At 73.3% G+C, this 18,934-nt stretch carries 14 protein-coding genes and 1 pseudogene; 10 read left to right on the top strand and 5 right to left on the bottom strand.

All coding sequences use genetic code 11. The annotated features are described in order from the left end of the window. Positions 1–101: 101 nt before the first annotated feature. The 5 genes and pseudogenes from ACFYYB_RS10230 (at position 102) to ACFYYB_RS10210 (ending at position 6,751) form a co-directional block, all read left to right on the top strand. Entirely contained in the window at positions 102–785 is a 684-nt protein-coding gene (locus tag ACFYYB_RS10230) for a hypothetical protein (protein ID WP_389434461.1), read from the top strand. Between the two features lie 552 nt (positions 786–1,337). Then, complete coding sequence (locus ACFYYB_RS10225; protein WP_389434459.1) at positions 1,338–2,183, top strand: DegV family protein; 846 nt, start codon at positions 1,338–1,340, stop codon at positions 2,181–2,183. Between the two features lie 98 nt (positions 2,184–2,281). Beyond that, on the top strand, positions 2,282–3,289 hold the full coding sequence (locus ACFYYB_RS10220) for a helix-hairpin-helix domain-containing protein (protein WP_389434458.1): 1,008 nt from the start codon (positions 2,282–2,284) through the stop codon (positions 3,287–3,289). Positions 3,290–3,522: 233 nt separating this feature from the next. After that, positions 3,523–5,733, top strand: a pseudogene (locus ACFYYB_RS10215) (ComEC/Rec2 family competence protein); the annotation flags it as partial. A 136-nt stretch (positions 5,734–5,869) separates the two neighbouring features. Further along, positions 5,870–6,751 carry a YceI family protein gene (locus ACFYYB_RS10210; protein WP_389434456.1) on the top strand — a complete coding sequence of 294 codons (882 nt, stop codon included), beginning with the start codon at positions 5,870–5,872 and terminating at the stop codon, positions 6,749–6,751. Positions 6,752–6,869: 118 nt separating this feature from the next. Here the strand turns inward: ACFYYB_RS10210 and ACFYYB_RS10205 are convergent, their stop codons facing one another. Both ACFYYB_RS10205 and ACFYYB_RS10200 read right to left on the bottom strand, forming a co-directional pair. Further along, a complete protein-coding gene (locus tag ACFYYB_RS10205; RefSeq protein WP_389434455.1) occupies positions 6,870–7,283 on the bottom strand; it encodes a hypothetical protein in 414 nt (137 codons plus the stop codon). 151 nt (positions 7,284–7,434) lie between these two features. Beyond that, positions 7,435–7,695: a hypothetical protein gene (locus ACFYYB_RS10200; protein WP_389434454.1), complete on the bottom strand. Its 261-nt coding sequence runs from the start codon at positions 7,693–7,695 to the stop codon at positions 7,435–7,437. 90 nt (positions 7,696–7,785) lie between these two features. Here ACFYYB_RS10200 and holA point away from each other — a divergent pair, with 90 nt between their 5' ends. Continuing rightward, on the top strand, positions 7,786–8,778 hold the full coding sequence (holA, locus tag ACFYYB_RS10195; protein ID WP_389434452.1) for a DNA polymerase III subunit delta: 993 nt from the start codon (positions 7,786–7,788) through the stop codon (positions 8,776–8,778). 833 nt (positions 8,779–9,611) lie between these two features. On the opposite strand, the gene ACFYYB_RS10190 is transcribed toward holA, so the two are convergent. After that, on the bottom strand, positions 9,612–11,024 hold the full coding sequence (locus ACFYYB_RS10190) for an MFS transporter (RefSeq protein ID WP_389434451.1): 1,413 nt from the start codon (positions 11,022–11,024) through the stop codon (positions 9,612–9,614). A gap of 92 nt (positions 11,025–11,116) precedes the next feature. Here ACFYYB_RS10190 and ACFYYB_RS10185 point away from each other — a divergent pair, with 92 nt between their 5' ends. Next, the gene (locus ACFYYB_RS10185) at positions 11,117–11,761 is read left to right on the top strand and encodes a TetR/AcrR family transcriptional regulator (RefSeq protein ID WP_389434450.1); all 645 of its coding nucleotides are present in this window, start codon (positions 11,117–11,119) and stop codon (positions 11,759–11,761) included. A gap of 390 nt (positions 11,762–12,151) precedes the next feature. Here ACFYYB_RS10185 and rpsT read toward each other — a convergent pair whose 3' ends face one another. Continuing rightward, entirely contained in the window at positions 12,152–12,418 is a 267-nt protein-coding gene (gene rpsT / locus ACFYYB_RS10180) for a 30S ribosomal protein S20 (RefSeq protein WP_250739437.1), read from the bottom strand. Between the two features lie 223 nt (positions 12,419–12,641). Here rpsT and lepA point away from each other — a divergent pair, with 223 nt between their 5' ends. The 3 genes from lepA to hemW all read left to right on the top strand — a co-directional run bounded on the left by lepA (position 12,642) and on the right by hemW (position 17,956). Beyond that, complete coding sequence (gene lepA, locus ACFYYB_RS10175) at positions 12,642–14,507, top strand: translation elongation factor 4 (protein ID WP_389434448.1); 1,866 nt, start codon at positions 12,642–12,644, stop codon at positions 14,505–14,507. A 255-nt stretch (positions 14,508–14,762) separates the two neighbouring features. Continuing rightward, a complete protein-coding gene (locus tag ACFYYB_RS10170) occupies positions 14,763–16,655 on the top strand; it encodes an AMP-dependent synthetase/ligase (RefSeq protein ID WP_389434446.1) in 1,893 nt (630 codons plus the stop codon). Positions 16,656–16,723: 68 nt separating this feature from the next. Next, positions 16,724–17,956: a radical SAM family heme chaperone HemW gene (gene hemW / locus ACFYYB_RS10165; protein WP_389434444.1), complete on the top strand. Its 1,233-nt coding sequence runs from the start codon at positions 16,724–16,726 to the stop codon at positions 17,954–17,956. 167 nt (positions 17,957–18,123) lie between these two features. Here hemW and ACFYYB_RS10160 read toward each other — a convergent pair whose 3' ends face one another. Further along, positions 18,124–18,921 carry a DUF3097 domain-containing protein gene (locus tag ACFYYB_RS10160; protein ID WP_389434443.1) on the bottom strand — a complete coding sequence of 266 codons (798 nt, stop codon included), beginning with the start codon at positions 18,919–18,921 and terminating at the stop codon, positions 18,124–18,126. Positions 18,922–18,934 lie beyond the last annotated feature (13 nt).

Raw genomic sequence — 18,934 nt, 5'->3', positions numbered from 1 at the left:
GGTATTCCCGTACGGGCAGGTTGGGGGTTCGATTGGAACCCGCGGCCTGCCCGTGGCGTTTACGGTGGAAGGGACGTAAACGGACTGGGGAAGGGACCCTCATGGAGGCTTTTATCATCGTGGCCCTGGTGCTGCTGTTCGCCTTCCTGGGGCTCGGTGCCTACGTGACGACGAAGGTGGTCAAAGCCGCCGCACGCGGTGTGGACAAGACCATCACCCAGGCCCGCCGCACGGTGGAGGACACCACCTTGAAGGCCCGCAGCTTCGGCCAGATCGGTGTCCCGGGCGCGCTGGCCACGCTGCGTCTGGACCTGCGGAACTCGATGCGCGCGACGCAGCAGGCGCTGTACCAAGGGGTCCAGACGGACGCCTCGCTCCAGGAGTCGATCGGCCTGTTCGAGCGGCTGAGCGCGCACGGGCACGAACTCGACGACGAACTGAAGCGCCTGGAGGCGGAGCCCGACCGGCAGCGGATCGCGGCGGTGCTGCCGGACCTGCGGGAGCGCACGGCGCAGATCACGCAGGCGTCGGACTCGCTGCGCTGGGCGGCGCGCGACCGCGCGCGGCGCTTCGCGGAGGAGGACCTCTCCCACCTGTCGACCCAGATCGACGTCGAGTCGGGCGCCCTGAGGGACTGGTCCCGCGCCCCGTCCGACGCCTTCCCCCAGTCGACTCCCGAGCCGGCTCCGACCTGGAACACCCCCGAGCCCGCGGCCCTCACGGAACCCACCCCGACCCCGGCGTACCCCTGGCAGAAGACCCGCCGCCCGGAGGCGACGACCTGAGCGGGGTGCAGGTTTGATTCAGCCGTCCGGCGTTTGGGGTGCGGGGTTTGGGGCGGGGTCCCAGAGGGGTCTGGGCGTTGCCCGGTGAGCCTTCGCGGCGTGTCCGGCGGTTGAGGTGCGGGGTTTGGGGCGGAGTCTCAGAGGGGTCTGGGTGTAGCCCGGTGAGCCTTCGCGGCGTGTCCGGCGGTTGAGGTGCGGGGTTTGGGACGGGGTCCCAGAGGGGTCTGGGTGTAGCCCGGGTGCCCCTTCCCGGCGTGTCCGGGGTTTGAGGGCCGGGTCAGGGCGGAGCCCTGGGAACGGTGGAAGGGCGGGTAGGGGACCCAGCCCCGCAGGGCCGGACCCGCGCCGCCCGGCCGGAGCCCAAGGGCGGCCCGACGGGGACGTGGGCGACAGCCCGCCGACGGCCCAGCCGAGAGCCTGGCCGGAGCCCGGCCGCGAGCCCATCCGAGAGCCCAGGGCCGGCCCGGCCGTCGCACGCCCGGATCCGCGGCCGGGGGCCCGCCGGTGGACCCGGGCTGCCGGAACACCTCCACTGCCGGTAACCTCCGCCTCATGTCCCGCCATGTCGCGATCGTCACGGATTCCACGGCCTACCTGCCCCAACCGGCCATGGCGCGGCACGGAATCATCTCCGTCCCGCTGACCGTGGTCCTCGGCGACGAGGCCCTGGAAGAGGGCACCGAGATCTCGGCCAGGAGCCTCGCCCTGGCCCTGCAGAAGCGTCGCTCGGTCACCACGTCCCGCCCCAGCCCCGAGGACTTCGTCCAGGCCTATCGGTCCGCCGTGGAGGCCGGTGCGACGGCCATCGTCAGCCTGCACCTGTCGGCGGAGTTCTCCGGCACCTACGACGCCGCCGTTCTCGCCGCGAAGACCGCCCCGGTGCCCGTCCGCGTCGTCGACACCGGCATGGTCGCCATGGCCCTGGGATTCTGCGCCCTGGCCGCGGCGGAGGTGTCCGAAGCCGGGGGTTCCCTCGACGAAGCCGTCGCCGCCGCCGAGAAGCGGGCCGCCGGCATGTCCGCGTACTTCTACGTCGACACCCTCGACTACCTCCGCCGCGGCGGCCGCATCGGGGCCGCGCAGGCCCTCCTCGGCTCCGCGCTCGCGGTCAAGCCGCTGCTGACGCTGGACGGCGGGCGGATCGAGATGCTGGAGAAGGTGCGCACGGCCTCGAAGGCCATAGCCCGCCTGGAGGAGCTGGCCGTCGAGCGCGCGGGATCGGGCCCCGTCGACGTGGCCGTGCATCATCTCGCGGCCCCGGAACGCGCGGAGAAACTGGCGCAGAGGCTTCGTGAACGCATCCCCGGGCTGGTCGAGCTGCACGTCAGCGAGGTCGGTGCGGTGATCGGGGCACACACCGGCCCGGGGCTGCTGGCGACGGTCGTCTCCCCGCGCTGATCACCGGATCGGGTGGTGGAGATATCCACAACAACCTCTCCATCCACCGGAATTGAAGCTTCCGAACGCGTGTCGGTGATCGGTCCTACCGTCGTGGCATGACTCTTCGTACGCGCACGTCAGGTCCCGCCGGCGCCACCAGTGGCCCCGGCCGTCCCCGCCTCTCCGACAGTCGTCTGCGGCACCGCCGCGGACAACGGCCCGGCCGCCCCGATCCCGCGGTGGTGCGCCGCAGGGCCGAGGCCCTGCTCGGAGCGGGCCGCCCTCCGGGCGCTCCGCCGCCGGCCGGGGCGGGGCCGCGGGACGGGGCGGGGCCGTGGGACGGCCGGTCCGTCGGGGCGTCGGCCGAGCCGGAGGCTCCCACCCGTCCGGATCCACCGGCCAGGTCCTCTCCGGTGGTCCGGCCCGAGGCGCCCGCCCGGGGTGAGGCCGCGCCCGAGGAGCGGGCGGCGCCCGGCCGGGCCTTACGGTGGCTCGCGCTGCGGGAGCGGCTGCCCGTGTGGCTCCAAACCCGCTGCGGGGTGGAGCCGCGGACCGTGGCGGCCGTCTCGGTGGTGCTCGTCGTCGCCGTCGGGTTCGCCGTGCAGCAGTACGGGGCGGCACGGCCCCGGCCGGTGACCGCACCCGCCGTGGTGGCGCCCGCGGCGGCCGCCCTGCCGGCCCCGACCGCTGTGCGGGCGGGCCACGGGGGCGGTCCCATCCTGGTGGACGTCAGCGGCAAGGTCCGTGATCCCGGGGTGCGCAAGCTGCCGCCGGGCTCGCGCGTGGAGGACGCCTTGGCCGCCGCCGGGGGAGTGCGGCCCGGGACGGACACCACCGGCCTGAACCGGGCCCGCGTCCTGTCGGACGGCGAACAGGTGCTGGTGGGCGCTCCGGCTCCACCGCCGCCAGCCGGCCGGGGCGGCCCCGCCTCCGGGCCGCTGAGCCTCGGCACGGCCACGGCCGAGCAGCTGGACGGCCTGCCGGGGGTGGGCCCGGTCCTCGCGCAGCACATCGTGGACTTCCGCACGGTGCGCGGGGGGTTCCGCTCCGTGGAGGACCTCCGGCAGGTCAACGGGATCGGCGAGCGCCGATTCGCCGACCTGCGCGAGCTGGTGCGGCCGTGAGTCGGCCCGGCGGTCCGGCGCGGGGTGCGGCTGCTTCGGGTTCGGCCGCTCGGGGGGCCTTGGCGGGGGGTTCGGACGGGAGGGAGCAGGGCGCGGGGGATGCGGGGCCGGTGGATTTGCGGCTGGTGGGGCCCGCTCTGGCCTTGTGGGGGGCGGCGGCCGTGGGCCTCGGGATGCCCGTCGGACGGAGTGCCCTCGTGGCGGGGCTGGGGGTGGGCGCGGCCGGGCTGCTGATGCTGGCCGGCCGGGGACGCTCCGCGCCGTTCCGGACGGCCCTGGCGGCGGTCCTGCTGTGTGCGGCCGCCGGAGCCGGGGTGGCGGGGCTCCAGCGGGCCGAGGCGCGGGCCGGGCCTGTTCCGGAGCTGGCCCGGGAGCATGCGCGGGTGCTGGCCGACCTCACCGTGGGCTCCGATCCGCGGACGGCCCGGACCGGGAGCGGGCCGCCGGTGGTGCTGCTCGACGCGGTGGTGACCCGGGTGACCGGACCCGACGGCGCCCGTACCCGGGTCTCGACCCCGGTACGGGTGCTGGCCGGGCATCCGGGGTGGGCCCGGCTGCAGCCCTCGACCCGGGTCGCGGTGGTGGCCCGGCTGGCTCCGGCGCGGGACGGGGAGCGGGCCGTCGCCCTGCTCCGTCCGGCCGGTGACGCCCCGCCCCGGGTGACCGGCGGGCCGGACGCCGTGCAGCGGATCGCCGGGCGGCTACGGGCCGGGCTGCGCGAGGTCACCGACGGGCTGGCCCCGGACGCCAGGGCCCTGCTGCCCGGGCTGGTGGTCGGGGACACCTCGCGGGTGGAGCCCGATCTGCACGACGCGTTCCGTGCCACCGATCTGCTGCACCTGCTGGCCGTCTCCGGCTCCAACCTGACCGTGGTGCTCTTCCTGCTCATCGGAGCCCCGGCCCGCGCGCAGCGGGCCGAGCGCGGCGGGCTCGCCCCGCGGCTGGGGCTCTCGCTGCGGGCGACCGCCCTGTGCGGGGTGGCACTGACCCTGGCCTTCGTGGTGGTGTGCCGGCCGGAGCCCAGCGTGCTGCGGGCGGCGGCCTGCGGCTCGGTCACCCTGCTGGCCATCGCCACCGGGCGGCGCAGGTCCCTGATCCCGGCGCTGGCCGCCGCCGTCGTGCTCCTGGTGCTCTACGACCCCTGGCTGGCCCGGAGCTACGGCTTCCTCCTCTCCGTCCTGGCCACCGGGGCCCTCCTGACGCTGGCTCCCCGGTGGAGCGAGGCCCTGCGGCGGCGCGGGATGCGGCCCCGCCTCGCCGAGGCGCTGGCGGCCGCGGCGGCGGCCCAGGCGGTGTGCGCGCCGGTCGTGGCGGTGCTGTCGGCCCGGGTGAGCCTGGTCGCGGTGCCCTGCAACCTGCTGGCGGAGCTGGCGGCGGGACCCGCCACGATCCTCGGGTTCGCGGCGCTGGCCACGGCCCCGGTGTGCCGGCCCGTCGCGGAGGTGCTCGCGTGGTGCGCGGGCGTGCCCGCCGGGTGGATCGCCGCCGTGGCCCGGAGCGGGGCGGCACTGCCCGGGGCGGAGCTGGGCTGGCCCGGCGGGGTGGGCGGAGGGTTGCTGCTCGCCGCGGCCACCTTCGCGGCGGTACTGCTCGGCAGGCGGGTCGGCCGTGGGCGATGGCTCGCCTCCGCCCTGGCCGTGCTGCTGATCCTGGCCGTACTCAGGCCGCCACTGGTCATTCGTACGGTCAAAGGCTGGCCACCGCCCGACTGGATCTACACCCAGTGCGCGGTGGGCCAGGGGGACGCCGCCGTACTCGCGGTCGGCCCGGGTACGGCCGTGGTGGTGGACGCGGGCCCCGAGCCGGGGCCGGTGGACGCGTGTCTGAGGGAGCTGGGCGTGAGCCGGGTGCCGCTGATCCTGCTGACGCACTTTCACGCCGACCATGTGGGTGGGTTGGCGGGGGTGTTCAAGGGCCGCTCTGTGGGTGTGGTGCAAGTCACCGGACTGGAAGAACCGCCCGGGCAGGCCGCGTTCGTACGGCGGACGGCGGCCGCCGCCGGGGTTCCCCTCGTCCGCGCCGTGGAGGGGGAGCGGCGCCGGTCCGGGCCGCTGGAGTGGCAGGTGCTGTGGCCGGCCGGGGACGCCTTCCCCGAGGGCCCCAATGACGCGAGCGTGGCCCTCTTGGTGCGCGCCGCGGGCCTGACCCTGCTTCTGCTGGGCGACCTCGAACCGGGTTCCCAGCAGGCCCTGCTGAGGAACCATCCGGAACTGGGGCCCGTCGACGTCCTCAAGGTCGCCCACCACGGCAGCGCCCATCAGGATCCCGGACTGCACGAGCGGATCCGGCCGCGCCTCGCGATCGTCCCGGTGGGCGCCGGGAACAGGTACGGGCACCCCGCGGCGGGTACGCTCGCCCGACTGCGGGAGCTCGGCGCGGCAGTGCTGCGCACGGACCAAGACGGTTCGGTCGCCGTCACCGGCAGCGGCCCGCGACTGCGCGCGTTCCCGGCCATTCGCCGACGGGGCCGTCCCGGGCATACCAGGAGTGACCACTCCGTTTGCCCACAACCCGACAGCATGATCGAATGCGTTTTCGCCAGAGCGGTCCAAGCCCATACAGCACGGGGGTGCATAAACCATGTTCAGTCGCAGACGGGGGATGGAGACGGCCGGAAGCGCCAGTCCCCAGACATCCGCGACACTGACGCTTCCTCATACCGCGCGGCTGCTCAGCTGTCGGGTGCTCGACACGGTCCACCAGCCGGTCCGGCAGGCCAAGTTCGAGGTGACCGACCCGATAGGCCGACGGATCGTCAGCGGGGAGACCGACCCGTACGGCGGTTTCACGGCGGCCGTGCCGGCGGGCGAGTACCGGCTGGCCGTCACGGCCGAGGGCTACGCGCCCTTCCACGGGGCGACGCTGGTGGGGGACCCGGCGCAGCCCGGCACCGGGGAGATCGTCCTGGAGCCGGTGGATCCGCCGCTGCTGCCGCAGCCCGGTCACTGGGAGCTCGACCCCGGGCACTCCTCGATCGGGTTCTCGGCCCGGCACATCGGCTTCGCCCGGATCAACGGGCGGTTCAACACCTTCGCCGGCGCGGTGCGGATAGCCGACCGCATGGAGGACTCCTCCATGCGCGTGATCATCGACGCGGCGAGCATCGACACCGGGCTGCGGATGCGGGACGACCACCTGCGCTCCGCGGACTTCCTGGACGCCGCCCGCCACCCGACGGTGGAGTTCTACAGCGAGCGGTTCATCCACCGCAGCGGCAGCCGCTGGTCCGTTGCGGGCGCACTCACCCTCCACGGGGTCAGCCGGTCCGTGACCCTGGACACCCAGTACCTGGGTCTGGGCGCCGGCCTGGAGGGCGAACCGAGGGCGGCCTGCCGGGCGACGGCCGAACTGAACCGCGAGGACTTCACGCTGAACTGGCAGTCGATGCTGGCGCACGGGATCGCGGCGATCGGTTCGACCGTGGAAGTAACCCTGGACGTGCAGGTCGTGCACAAGGCCTGACCGGGTGGGGTGCGGCGGCCGCGCGCGGGGGCCGGAGGCTGCCGCGCCGCGGCGGCCCGTACATCCGGCGGACGCGCGGACCGCCGCGGCGGGGAACGCCAGGTGCCGAGGCGCTCGGTCAGCTGCCGGGTGGTGTCGTGTCCGCCGCGCCGGAGGGTGGGGGTACGACCCCGTCCAGCGGGGTCATCACCCAGTGCTCGTCCTCCCAGGTCACCGTCTCGGTCACCCGGACGGGCGCCCGGTCCGTACCGGCCGTGCCGCTGAGCGTCACCCTCCACATGCCGCTGAACTCCGACACGCGGCTCCAGCTCACGTCCCAGTCCTTCCCGCCGTACGCGGCGATCCGGGCCTTCGCGTCCTGAGCACCCGCCGGATGGGCATCGAGCAGCCGGGCCAGGCCGTCCTGGTCGGAGTCGTTGAGCACACGGACGTACTCCCGGAGGAAACGGTCCTGATCCGCGAGGTCGGGCTCGCCGCCGGATCCGTGGCCGCCGCCGCATCCGGAGAGCAGCGCGGCACAGAGCGCGCTCATCAGGAGGACGAGGACGCGTACCGATCCGGCACGTGCGGAGCGCGTCGCAGATCGCGTTGGGGTTGGACGCCGCACTGCTCGGCACCGACTTCCGGTAGGCGGGGGTTGTGGTGGCTCCGGTACTTCTCCGCGTTCGACGCCCGGCCGGCGGTTACGGGGCTTCGAGCCAGCCGTCGTACTCGGCGGCGAGTTCGTCCAGGGCCGTGGCGTCCAGCCGTTCGCTCGGGTCCTCGACGACCACCAGCCACTGGGCGTCCTCGGCGTCGTCCTCGCCGGCGAGGGCGTCGCGGACCAGCTGCGGTTCCTCCGGGAGGCCGAAGCGGTCGGACAGCTCTCGCGCCACCTCCTCGGCGGCGTCGCGGTCGGGCAGGACCAGTACATGTCGCACGTTCACCCGGACATTCTCGGGCATGGGGGAGGGAGCCGTGGAAGGGGGCCGGGAGGGGGCGGTGAGGGGCCGGGCCGCGAGGCTCTGTCAGTACGGCGTGGGATGCTGGAGGCGATGGCCACCAGGAAGAATTCCACCGACGATCCGCTCGCCCCGATCACCCTCGCGGTGGGGCAGGAGGACCTGCTGCTCGACCGCGCCGTGCGGGAGATCGTGACGGCGGCACGCGCCGCCGATGCCGACACGGACGTGCGTGACCTCGCCTCCGAACAGCTCCAGCCCGGCACCCTGGCCGAGTTGACCAGCCCCTCGCTCTTCTCGGAGCGCAAGGTGCTCGTCGTACGCAATGCGCAGGACCTCTCGGCCGACACGGTCAAGGAGGTCAAGGCGTACCTCGCCGCGCCGTTCGAGGAGATCGCCCTCGTCCTGCTCCACGCGGGCGGCGTCAAGGGCAAGGGCCTGCTGGACGCGGCGCGGAAGGCGGGTGCCCGCGAGATCGCCTGCCCGAAGATGACGAAGCCGGCGGACCGGCTGGCGTTCGTGCGGGGGGAGTTCCGGACGCTGGGCCGTTCGGCCACGCCCGAGGCCTGCCAGACGCTGGTCGACGCCATCGGCAGCGACCTGCGGGAGCTGGCGAGTGCGGCGGCGCAGTTGTGCGCGGACGTCGAGGGCACGATCGACGAGGCCGTGGTCGGCCGCTACTACACCGGGCGGGCCGAGGCTTCGAGCTTCACCGTCGCGGACCGGGCGGTGGAAGGGCGTGCCGCGGAGGCCCTGGAGGCCTTGCGCTGGTCGCTGTCCACGGGTGTGGCTCCGGTCCTGATCACCAGCGCGCTGGCCCAGGCGGTACGGGCGATCGGGAAGCTGGCCTCGGCCCCGCGGGGGGCCCGTCCCGGAGACCTCGCACGGGACCTCGGCATGCCGCCGTGGAAGATCGACCGGGTGCGGCAGCAGATGCGGGGATGGTCGGCGGATGGTGTCGCGGACGCGCTGCGTGCGGTGGCGGATGCGGATGCGGGGGTCAAGGGCGGGGGTGACGACCCGGAGTACGCCTTGGAGAAGGCGGTCGTCGCGGTCGCCCGAGCGGCGCGGACCCGGCGGGGCTAGGGCGTCTCTTTCGGATCTTGCCGGGCCCGCGACGCCTGGCACCGTGCCTGGCCGCACTGCCGAGGCGCCGCCGTACACCCAGTACGCGAGCGCCCCGACAGCACGCCCAGGCACGGCACCAGACGCCGCGGACTCGGCCGACAAGATCCGAAAGAGACGACCTAGCCCCTGGGCCCGCCCGGGCCCCGGAGCCGGGCCCCCTGGGCGCTGGCCCCCGGGCCCCTGGGCGCTTGGCCCTCTGGGGCCTGAGCCCCCTGCCTGACCGCCGCCCTCTGACCGCTTTCCCCCGGCTGTGATGCGGGTCGGTCGCTCGACGTCGGGGGGCGGGTGCGGGTGGTGGGCCCTGCGGGGCCAAGTCCCCTACCCGCCCTTCGCCCGTTCCCCGGGGCTGCGCCCCGGACCCTTCTCCGGCCACCGCCCGGCGGTGCCCCTGCCGTGCACGGCGCTGCTGCGCGTCGCCGTTGCCCGGGTGGTGCAGGGCCGGTTCCTCGGCCCGGAGCCTGATGGTGGGCTGCTGAGAATCGGACCCGTTGCCGTGCGGGGCGCTGCTGCGCGTCGTGGTTGCCCGGGTGGTGCCGGGCCGGTGGGGCCGGTTCCTCGGCCCGGAGCCTGATGGTGGGCTGCTGAGAATCGGACCCGTTGCCGTGCGGGGCGCTGCTGCGCGGGTGGTACCGGGCCGGTGGGGCTGTTTTCTCGGCCCGGGGCCTGATGGTGGGCTGCCGAGACTTGGATCCGCTGGCGGGCGCGGCGTTGTTTGGGGCGTTGCCCCTCTCTTCGGCTCGGAGTCGGTGCCGTGTGCGGTGCTGGTTCCGGAACTCCGCTCCTGGGGTGGGTCAGTGGGCCATGGCTTGGGTGGCGTTGGGGTCGGGGTGGCCCTTGGGGAGGAGCAAGGGGGTGGCCAGGGCCAGGGCGAGGGCCGGGTAGGCGAGGGTGGTGAAGTCGGCTGTGGCCAGGGCGGCGATGGCGATGGCCGCCCCCAGTTCGTGCGAGGTGCCGACCAGGCCGGAGGCCAGGCCGGTGTGGGCCGGGGGCACTTCGGACAGGGCCGAGGTCGTGGCGCACACGAATGCCGCGCCGAGTCCGAGGGCCAGCAGGGCGAAGCCGGGGACCAGGCCCGACCAGAGGCCGCCCAGGGAGGTGAGGGCCGCGCCCGCGGCGGCCACGGTGAACGCCGCCGCGCCCACCGGGCGCCAGCCGAAGCGGGGGAGCAGCCGGGAGCCCAGGTGTGCGCCGGCGGTGGCGGCCACCGCCGCGGGGAGGAAGGCCAGCCCGGTGATCAGGGGGCTGCGCCCGAGGGACTGCTGGATGTGCAGGGAGCTCAGGTAGAACCCGGTCACGAGCAGGCCCGCCGCCCCCAGCATCACCGCGCTGCCGCCCAGGAGGGCGCGTCGGCCCGGCATGGCCGGGGGCATCAGGGGGTTGGCGGAGCGGCGTTGTGTCGCGATCAGGAGGGCCAGTACGGCCAGGGCGGCGATGGCGGGGAGCCAGGAGCGTTCGGTGAGGCCGTAGACGAGTGCGCCCGCGGCCAGGGTCGGCAGGAGGATCGCCGGCACGTTCAGCGGAGCGGTTCGGCGGGCCGGGTCCGCCGTGGCGGGGAGCGGGCGGCCGAGCAGGAGCGGTACTCCGATGAGGGCGAGGGCGCCGACGGGCAGGTTGAGGTAGAAGATCCAACGCCAGCCGGGCCCGTCGGTGAGGATCCCGCCGAGCAGGACCCCGAGGGCCGCGCCGGTGCCGCCGATCGCCGCCCATGCGCCGAGGGCGCGGTGCCGGGCCGGGCCCTGGAACAGGGTCGTGACCAGCGACAGGGCGGCCGGCGAGAGCAGGGCCGCGCCGACGCCCTGCGCGGAGCGGGCCGTGATCAGTGTGGCGGCGTCCCCCGCGAGCCCGGAGGCCGCGGAGGCGGCGGTGAAGAGGGCCAGCCCGGTCAGGAACGTCCGCACCGCACCGAACCGGTCCGCGATCCGGCCGCCGGCCAGCAGGAGGGCGCCGAAGAACAGGGTGTACGCCGTGACGATCCAGGTCAGCCCGGTGCCGGAGAGGGAGAGGTCGGCGCCGATGGCGGGGAGGGCGACGTTCACGACGGTGACGTCGGCGATGAGCATGAACTGGGCCAGGCAGAGGAGGACGAGGAGGAGGCGACGGCGCGGGTGGGGCGGTGGGCCATCGCTCGGGTGGGGACCCTGGTGGGGGCTCGGGTGGGGGTGTGCGTGCTCGTCCTGGTTCCGGTCCTGCGTGTGCGGGGGCATGGCGAAGCCGCTCCTAAAGTTAACAAGGGTGTTAGGGATTGAGTATGCAGGCGTGCCCGGAGAATGTGAACAGCGGTGTTAAGTTTGTCGGCATGGTCTCCGACGCACCCCGCCCCCGCCGCGCAGACGCCGAGCGCAACACCGCCGCGATCGTCGACGCGGGCCTCGACTGTTTCCTGGCCGATCCGCAGGCGAGCATGGCCGCGATCGCTCGCGCCGCCGGCGTCAGCCGCGTCACGCTCTACTCGCACTTCCCGACCCGGGAAGCGCTCCTCGACGCCGCCCTCGACCGGGCCGTCGGTGAGGCCGCGGCCACGCTGGAGGGGCTCGGCGGCGAGGAGGAGGCGGCCGGGGGAGGCGCCGCCGGGGAGGGGGGCGCGGAGGAGGCCCTGGGGGTGCTCATTCGCAGCTCGTGGCGGGTCCTCGACCGGCACTCCGCGGTGTTCGCGGCCGTCTCCGCGGCGCTGCCGCCCGAGCGGTTGCGCGAGCGCCACGACCGGATCCTCGCTCCCGTCCGCCGCCTGATCGGCCGTGGCCGGGAGAGCGGTGAGCTGCGCGCCGACCTGTCCGCGGACTGGCTGGTCACGGTCGTCTACAGCCTGGTCCACGCGGCCGCCGCCGAGGTGCAGGCCGGACGGATGACCCCGGCCGAGGCGCCGGAGATCCTCACGGCCACCGTCCTCGCCGCGGTCTCGGCCCGCCCCGCCGCGCCCGCGAGGCCTGCGGAGTCGGTCTGAGGGGGCCCGCCCGCGGCGACACGGCGCACCCCGGCGCCCCGAGCCCCGTACGGCCTGGTGCTCGTACGGGCCAGGCCGCCCGCGCGGGCCTGAGGTCCGTACGGGCCAAGCCCCCCGAGCTCCGCGCGGGCGCGGGCCGGGGTGACCCCGTAGGGCCCCGGTGGGGGCTCCGTGCGGGCCCGCGGTGCAGGAGCCCCGCGGCTCCGTGTGCCCCCGGGCATGCCGAAGGCCCCGGTCGCTGCCCTGGGGAAGGGAGGCGATCGGGGCCTTCGGTTACTTCTCTGGTTGCGCCGCACCCGCGTGGCGAACGCTTCGTGTGCGGCGCGGAGTGCCGGTCGGGAGCGGGAGAGAGGGCCCGCTGGATCCTTGCCCGGCGATCACATCAGGGGCTCAGCCCTGAAGGGAGGCAACCTTGGTCGCCAGCGCCGACTTCTTGTTGGCGGCGGCGTTCTTGTGGATGACACCCTTCGAGACGGCCTTGTCGAGCGCGCGGGAAGCGGCGCGGGAAGCCACGGTGGCCTTCTCGACGTCACCGGCGACGACGGCCTCACGGGCCTTGCGGATGGCGGTCTTGAGCGAGGACTTGACGGCCTTGTTGCGAAGGCGAGCCTTCTCGTTCGTCTTGTTGCGCTTGACCTGGGACTTGATGTTCGCCACGAAAGAGCCTTTGCAGGTTCAGAGATTTGATCTTCGGATTGCGTCCCGTAGAGCTAGAGGGCACACGAGACACAGCTGCTCAGGCTACCAGCTGCCGTTCGACCGGCCCAAACCGAGCGCACTCTCCGGTTCATGGGACCATGGGAGTCTGCGTATAGATCCGTTTCGCGCAGACCGACGCCCACACTTCGTTCCGACTGCGACCCGAGAATCAGGACACTGCGTGCCCGCGATCCCCAGCCACGTGCCCGAGCCGAGCCGTACCGACCCGGCGCTGATCCGCAATTTCTGCATCATCGCGCACATCGACCACGGCAAGTCGACCCTTGCCGACCGGATGCTCCAGCTCACCGGTGTGGTGGACTCGCGGCAGATGCGCGCCCAGTACCTCGACCGCATGGACATCGAGCGTGAGCGCGGCATCACGATCAAGTCCCAGGCCGTCCGGCTGCCGTGGGCGCCGAACACGGGCGAGGACCTGGGCAAGACCCACATCCTCAACATGATCGACACCCCCGGGCACGTCGACTTCACCTACGAGGTCTCCCGCTCCCTGGCGGCGTGCGAGGGCACGGTCCTCCTGGTGGACGCGGCCCAGGGCATCGAGGCGCAGACCCTCGCCAACCTGTACCTGGCGATGGAGAAGGACCTGGCGATCGTCCCGGTCCTGAACAAGATCGACCTGCCGGCCGCCCAGCCGGAGAAGTTCGCCGAGGAGCTCGCGAACCTGGTCGGTTGCCAGCCCGAGGACGTCCTGCGCGTCTCGGCGAAGACCGGTCTCGGCGTGGACGTGCTGCTCGACAAGATCGTCGCCACGGTCCCGGCCCCGGTCGGCCCCAAGGACGCCCCGGCCCGCGCGATGATCTTCGACTCCGTGTACGACTCGTACCGCGGTGTCGTGACGTACGTGCGTGTGGTCGACGGCCAGCTCAACAAGCGCGAGCGCATCCGGATGATGTCGACCGGAGCCACGCACGAGCTGCTGGAGATCGGTGTCTCCTCCCCGGAGATGACCCCGGCCGACGGCATCGGCGTCGGTGAGGTGGGCTACATCATCACCGGCGTGAAGGACGTCCGTCAGTCCAAGGTCGGTGACACCATCACCAGCCTGAACAACGGCGCGACCGAGGCCCTCGGCGGCTACAAGGACCCGCGCCCGATGGTCTTCTCGGGCCTGTACCCGCTCGACGGCTCGGACTACCCGGACCTGCGCGAGGCCCTGGACAAGCTCCAGCTCAACGACGCCGCGCTGGTCTACGAGCCGGAGACCTCGGCGGCGCTGGGCTTCGGCTTCCGCGTCGGCTTCCTCGGCCTGCTGCACCTGGACGTGGTGCGCGAGCGCCTGGAGCGCGAGTTCGGGCTCGACCTGATCGCCACCGCGCCCAACGTGGTCTACCGCGTCGTCATGGAGGACGGCAAGGAGGTCACCGTCACCAACCCGAGCGAGTTCCCCGAGGGCAAGATCAGGGACGTGTTCGAGCCGGTCGTACGGGCCACCCTGCTCGCGCCCTCCGAGTTCATCGGCGCGATCATGGAGCTCTGCCAGCAGCGCCGCGGCACCCTCCTCGGGATGGACTACCTCTCCGAGGACCGGGTCGAGATCCGCTACACGCTCCCGCTCGCGGAGATCGTCTTCGACTTCTTCGACCAGCTGAAGTCCAAGACGCGCGGCTACGCCTCCCTCGACTACGAGCCCACCGGCGAGCAGTCGGGCAGCCTGGTCAAGGTCGACATCCTGCTGCACGGCGACAAGGTCGACGCCTTCTCCGCCGTCTGCCACAAGGACGCGGCCTACGCCTACGGCGTGCGCCTGGTCGCCAAGCTGCGCGAGCTCATCCCGCGGCAGGCCTTCGAGATCCCGATCCAGGCGGCCGTCGGCTCGCGCGTCATCGCCCGCGAGACCATCCGCGCCATCCGCAAGGACGTCCTCGCCAAGTGCTACGGCGGTGACATCTCCCGTAAGCGGAAGCTGCTGGAGAAGCAGAAGGAAGGCAAGAAGCGCATGAAGATGGTCGGCTCCGTGGAGGTCCCGCAGGAGGCCTTCATCGCCGTCCTCTCCAGCGACGAGTCCGGCGGCAAGAAGAAGTAGCCGCGGTGAACGTCACCGGATGAGAAGCAGGCCCCCGTGCTCCGGCGCGGGGGCCTGTTTCGTTATGAATCGGCGCCCCAGGGCCTCTTACGCGCCAGGCGGAGGGCCCCTAGTCTGATCAAAGCTCGTTGGTTACTCGCCAGTTTTTTTGGTCGGATGCGGCCAAGCCCTGACTCAGCCACCCACCCTGACCCACCACCCAGTCAGTCCGCCCCTGTGACGAACAGGCCCTGCCGAGTGGTCCGGAGGATGTCCGTGAGCGACACACAGACCTTGATCGAGAACCGCCCGCCCACCGTGGCGACCCTCTTCCTGGAGCGTGTCGCCGCCACGCCGAACGCCGAGGCCTACCGCTACCCGGTCCCCGCCGCGGACGGCAAGGGCGGCCCGGACGACTGGAAGTCCCTCAGCTGGGGACAGGCCGCCGAGCGGGTTTTCGCCATCGCGGCCGGACTCGTCGAGCTCGGGATCCAGCCGGAGCAGCGCGTCGCGCTGGCTTCCAACACCCGGGTCGAGTGGATCCTCGCGGACCTCGGCGTGATGTGCGCCGGCGGCGCCGTGACGACCATCTACCCGAGCACGAACGCGGAGGAGTCGGCGTTCATCCTCTCCGACTCCGAGAGCCGGATCCTGATCGCCGAGGACGCCGCGCAGCTGGCCAAGGCCCGTGAGCGCCGCGCCGACCTGCCCGAGCTGGCCCACGTCGTGGTCGTGGAGACCGCCGGCGCCGTCGCGGCCGACGGGGACCCCGAGGGCTGGGTGCTCTCGCTGGCCGACCTGGAGGCGCGCGGCCGCGAGTACCTGACCAAGCACCCCGAGGTGGTCAAGGAGCGGATCGCGGCCATCACCGCCGACCAGCTCGCCACCCTCATCTACACCTCGGGCACCACCGGCCGGCCCAAGGGCGTGCGGCTGCCGCACGACAACTGGTCGTACATGGCCAAGGCCACCGTGGCCACCGGCCTGATCACCAAGGACGACGTCCAGTACCTCTGGCTGCCGCTCGCGCACGTCTTCGGCAAGGTGCTGACCTCCGGCCAGATCGAGGTGGGTCACGTGACCGCCGTCGACGGCCGCATCGACAAGATCATCGAGAACCTGCCGATCGTCCAGCCGACCTACATGGCGGCCGTCCCGCGCATCTTCGAGAAGGTGTACAACGGGGTCGCGGCCAAGGCACGGGCCGGCGGCGGGGCCAAGTACAAGATCTTCCAGTGGTCCGTCGGCGTGGCCCGCGAGTACGCCAAGGTCACCCAGGACAACTTCCGCCGCACCGGCCGCGCGAGCGCCCCCCTGGGCCTCGCCGCCAAGCACAAGGTCGCCGACAAGCTCGTCTTCTCCAAGCTCCGCGAGGCCTTCGGCGGCAACCTGCGCGCCGCCGTCTCCGGCGCCTCCGCCCTCGCCCCCGAGATCGGCTACTTCTTCTCCGGCGCGGGCATCCACATCCTGGAGGGCTACGGACTGACCGAGTCCAGCGCCGCCTCCTTCGTCAACCCGGGCGAGGCCTACCGCACCGGCACCGTCGGCAAGCCGCTCCCCGGCACCGAGGTCCGCATCGCCGACGACGGCGAGGTGCTGCTGCGCGGCCCCGGCATCATGCAGGGCTATCACGGGCAGCCCGAGAAGACCGCGGAGGTGCTGGAGGCCGACGGCTGGCTGCACACGGGCGACATCGGCGAGCTCTCCGCGGACGGCTACCTGCGCATCACCGACCGCAAGAAGGACCTGATCAAGACCTCGGGCGGCAAATACGTCGCCCCGGCGGAGATCGAGGGACAGTTCAAGGCGCTCTGCCCCTACGTCTCCAGCATCGTCGTCCACGGCGCCGACCGGAACTTCTGCTCCGCCCTCATCGCCCTCGACGAGCCCTCGATCCTGGTCTGGGCCGCCGAGAGCGGCCTGGAGGGCAAGACGTACTCCCAGGTCCTGGCCGCGCCGGAGACGAACCGGCTCATCGAGACCTACGTCCAGACCCTCAACGAGGGCCTCCAGCGCTGGCAGACGGTCAAGAAGTTCCGCCTCCTGCCGCGCGACCTGGACGTGGAGCACGGGGACCTCACCCCGAGCCTCAAGCTGAAGCGGCCGGTCGTCGAGCGCGAGTTCAAGCACCTCATCGAGGAGATGTACGAGGGGTCCCGGGAGGCGTAGCGAGCGGTGTCGCACGGTCGCCGCGCGGGACCGTAAACGACCTTGGGGCAGTGCGGGACAATGGGGCCATGCCTTCCGCACTGCCCGACGGTGAACCCATGCCCGAAGACGGCTCCCTGCCGCCCCACGCCCTGGCGGGAGCGGGCGAGCGGCCGCTCGGGTTCTACCTGCACGTTCCGTACTGCGCCACGCGCTGCGGGTACTGCGACTTCAACACCTACACGGCCACCGAGCTGCGGGGCACCGGCGGCGTGCTCGCCTCCCGGGAGAACTACGCCGATACCCTGATCGACGAGGTCAGGCTGGCCCGGAAGGTGCTCGGGGACGACCCGAGGGCCGTCCGGACCGTGTTCGTGGGCGGCGGTACGCCCACGCTGCTGCCCGCCGGCGACCTCGTACGGATGCTCGCGGCGATCCGCGAGGAATTCGGGCTGGCCGAGGACGCCGAGGTCACCACCGAGGCCAATCCGGAGTCGGTGAACCCGGAGTATCTGGCCGAGCTGCGCGCGGGCGGCTTCAACCGGATCTCCTTCGGCATGCAGAGCGCGAAGCAGCACGTCCTGAAGGTGCTGGACCGTACGCACACCCCCGGCCGGCCCGAGGCCTGCGTCGCGGAGGCGCGGGCGGCGGGCTTCGAGCACGTGAACCTGGACCTGATCTACGGGACGCCCGGGGAATCGGACGAGGACTGGCGGGCGTCGCTCTCGGCCGCCCTGGGGGCCGGGCCCGATCACATCAGCGCCTATGCGCTGATCGTGGAGGAGGGCACCCAGCTCGCGCGGCGGATCCGGCGCGGCGAGGTCCCGATGACGGACGACGACGTCCACGCGGACCGGTACCTGATCCTCGACTCGGTGATGGCCGAGGCGGGGTACTCCTGGTACGAGGTCTCGAACTGGGCCACCTCCGAGGCCGGGCGGTGCCTGCACAACGAGCTGTACTGGCGCGGGGCCGACTGGTGGGGGGCCGGGCCCGGGGCGCACTCGCACGTGGGCGGAGTGCGGTGGTGGAACGTGAAGCATCCGGGCGCCTATGCGGCGGCCCTGGCCGAGGGGCGGTCGCCCGGGGCCGGGCGGGAGCTCCTCTCGGAGGAGGACCGGCGGGTCGAGCGGATCCTGCTGGAGCTCCGGCTCGTCGACGGGGTGCCGCTGTCCCTGCTGGCGCCTGCGGGGCTTGCCGCCTCGCGGCGTGCCGTGGCCGACGGTCTCCTCGAGGCGGGGCCGTACGCGGCCGGGCGGGCCGTTCTGACGCTGCGGGGGCGGCTGCTGGCCGACGCGGTGGTTCGCGACCTGGTCGACTAGCCAGTCCGGGGTGGGGGAGCCCTGCGGGGCCGTCCCCTACCCGCCCTTCCACCGTTCCCCGGGCTGCGCCCGGACCCCTGGCGCGTGCGGCGCCGTTGCCGGGGGCCGGCCCCCGGACCCCCGCTCCTCAAACGCCGGAGGGGCCGGATGCGGCCGACGGCGGTGGGCTACGCCGTCACGTGGTCGATGAGGTGCTCCACCGCGCCCAGCAGCGTCGGCTCCAGGTCCTTGTACGAGGTCACGCGCGACAGGATGTGCTGCCAGGCGGCTCCGGTGTTCTCCGGCCAGCCCAGGGCGCGGCAGATGCCCGTCTTCCAGTCCTGGCCGGGCGGGATGACCGGCCAGGAGCGGATGCCCAGGGCGGAGGGCTTCACCGCCTGCCAGACGTCCACGTACGGGTGGCCCACGATCAGGACGTGCGGGGAGGTCACCGCGGCGGCGATGCGGGACTCCTTGGAGCCCGGGACCAGGTGGTCCACCAGGATGCCCAGCCGGGCGTCGGCCGCGGGGGCGAAGTCGGCGACGACGGAGGGGAGGTCGTCGATGCCCTCCAGGTACTCGACCACGACGCCCTCGATCCGCAGGTCGTCACCCCAGACCCGTTCGACGAGTTCGGCGTCGTGGCGGCCCTCCACGTAGATCCGGCCCGCCCGGGCCACCCGTGCCCGGGCTCCGGGCACGGCGAGGGAGCCCGAGGCCGTACGGGCCGGGGCGGCCGGTCCCCGGGGCGGACGGGTCAGGGTCACCACGGCGCCGTCCAGGAGGAAGCCGCGGGGTTCCAGGGGGAACACGCGGCGCTTGCCGAAGCGGTCCTCCAGGGTCACCGTGCCCGCCTCGCAGGCCACCACCGCGCCGCAGAAGTCCGTACCGGCCACCTCGACCACCAGGTCCGGATCGGCCGGCACCTCGGGGACGGGCTTGGAGCGCTTCCACTGCGGGGTCAGGTCGGGGGAGTACTCGCGCATCCGGCCGAGGGTA

Source organism: Streptomyces sp. NPDC002886 (assembly GCF_042888445.1).
Taxonomy (GTDB): Bacteria; Actinomycetota; Actinomycetes; order Streptomycetales; family Streptomycetaceae; genus Streptomyces.
This window is presented reverse-complemented; position numbering and strand designations above follow the sequence as displayed.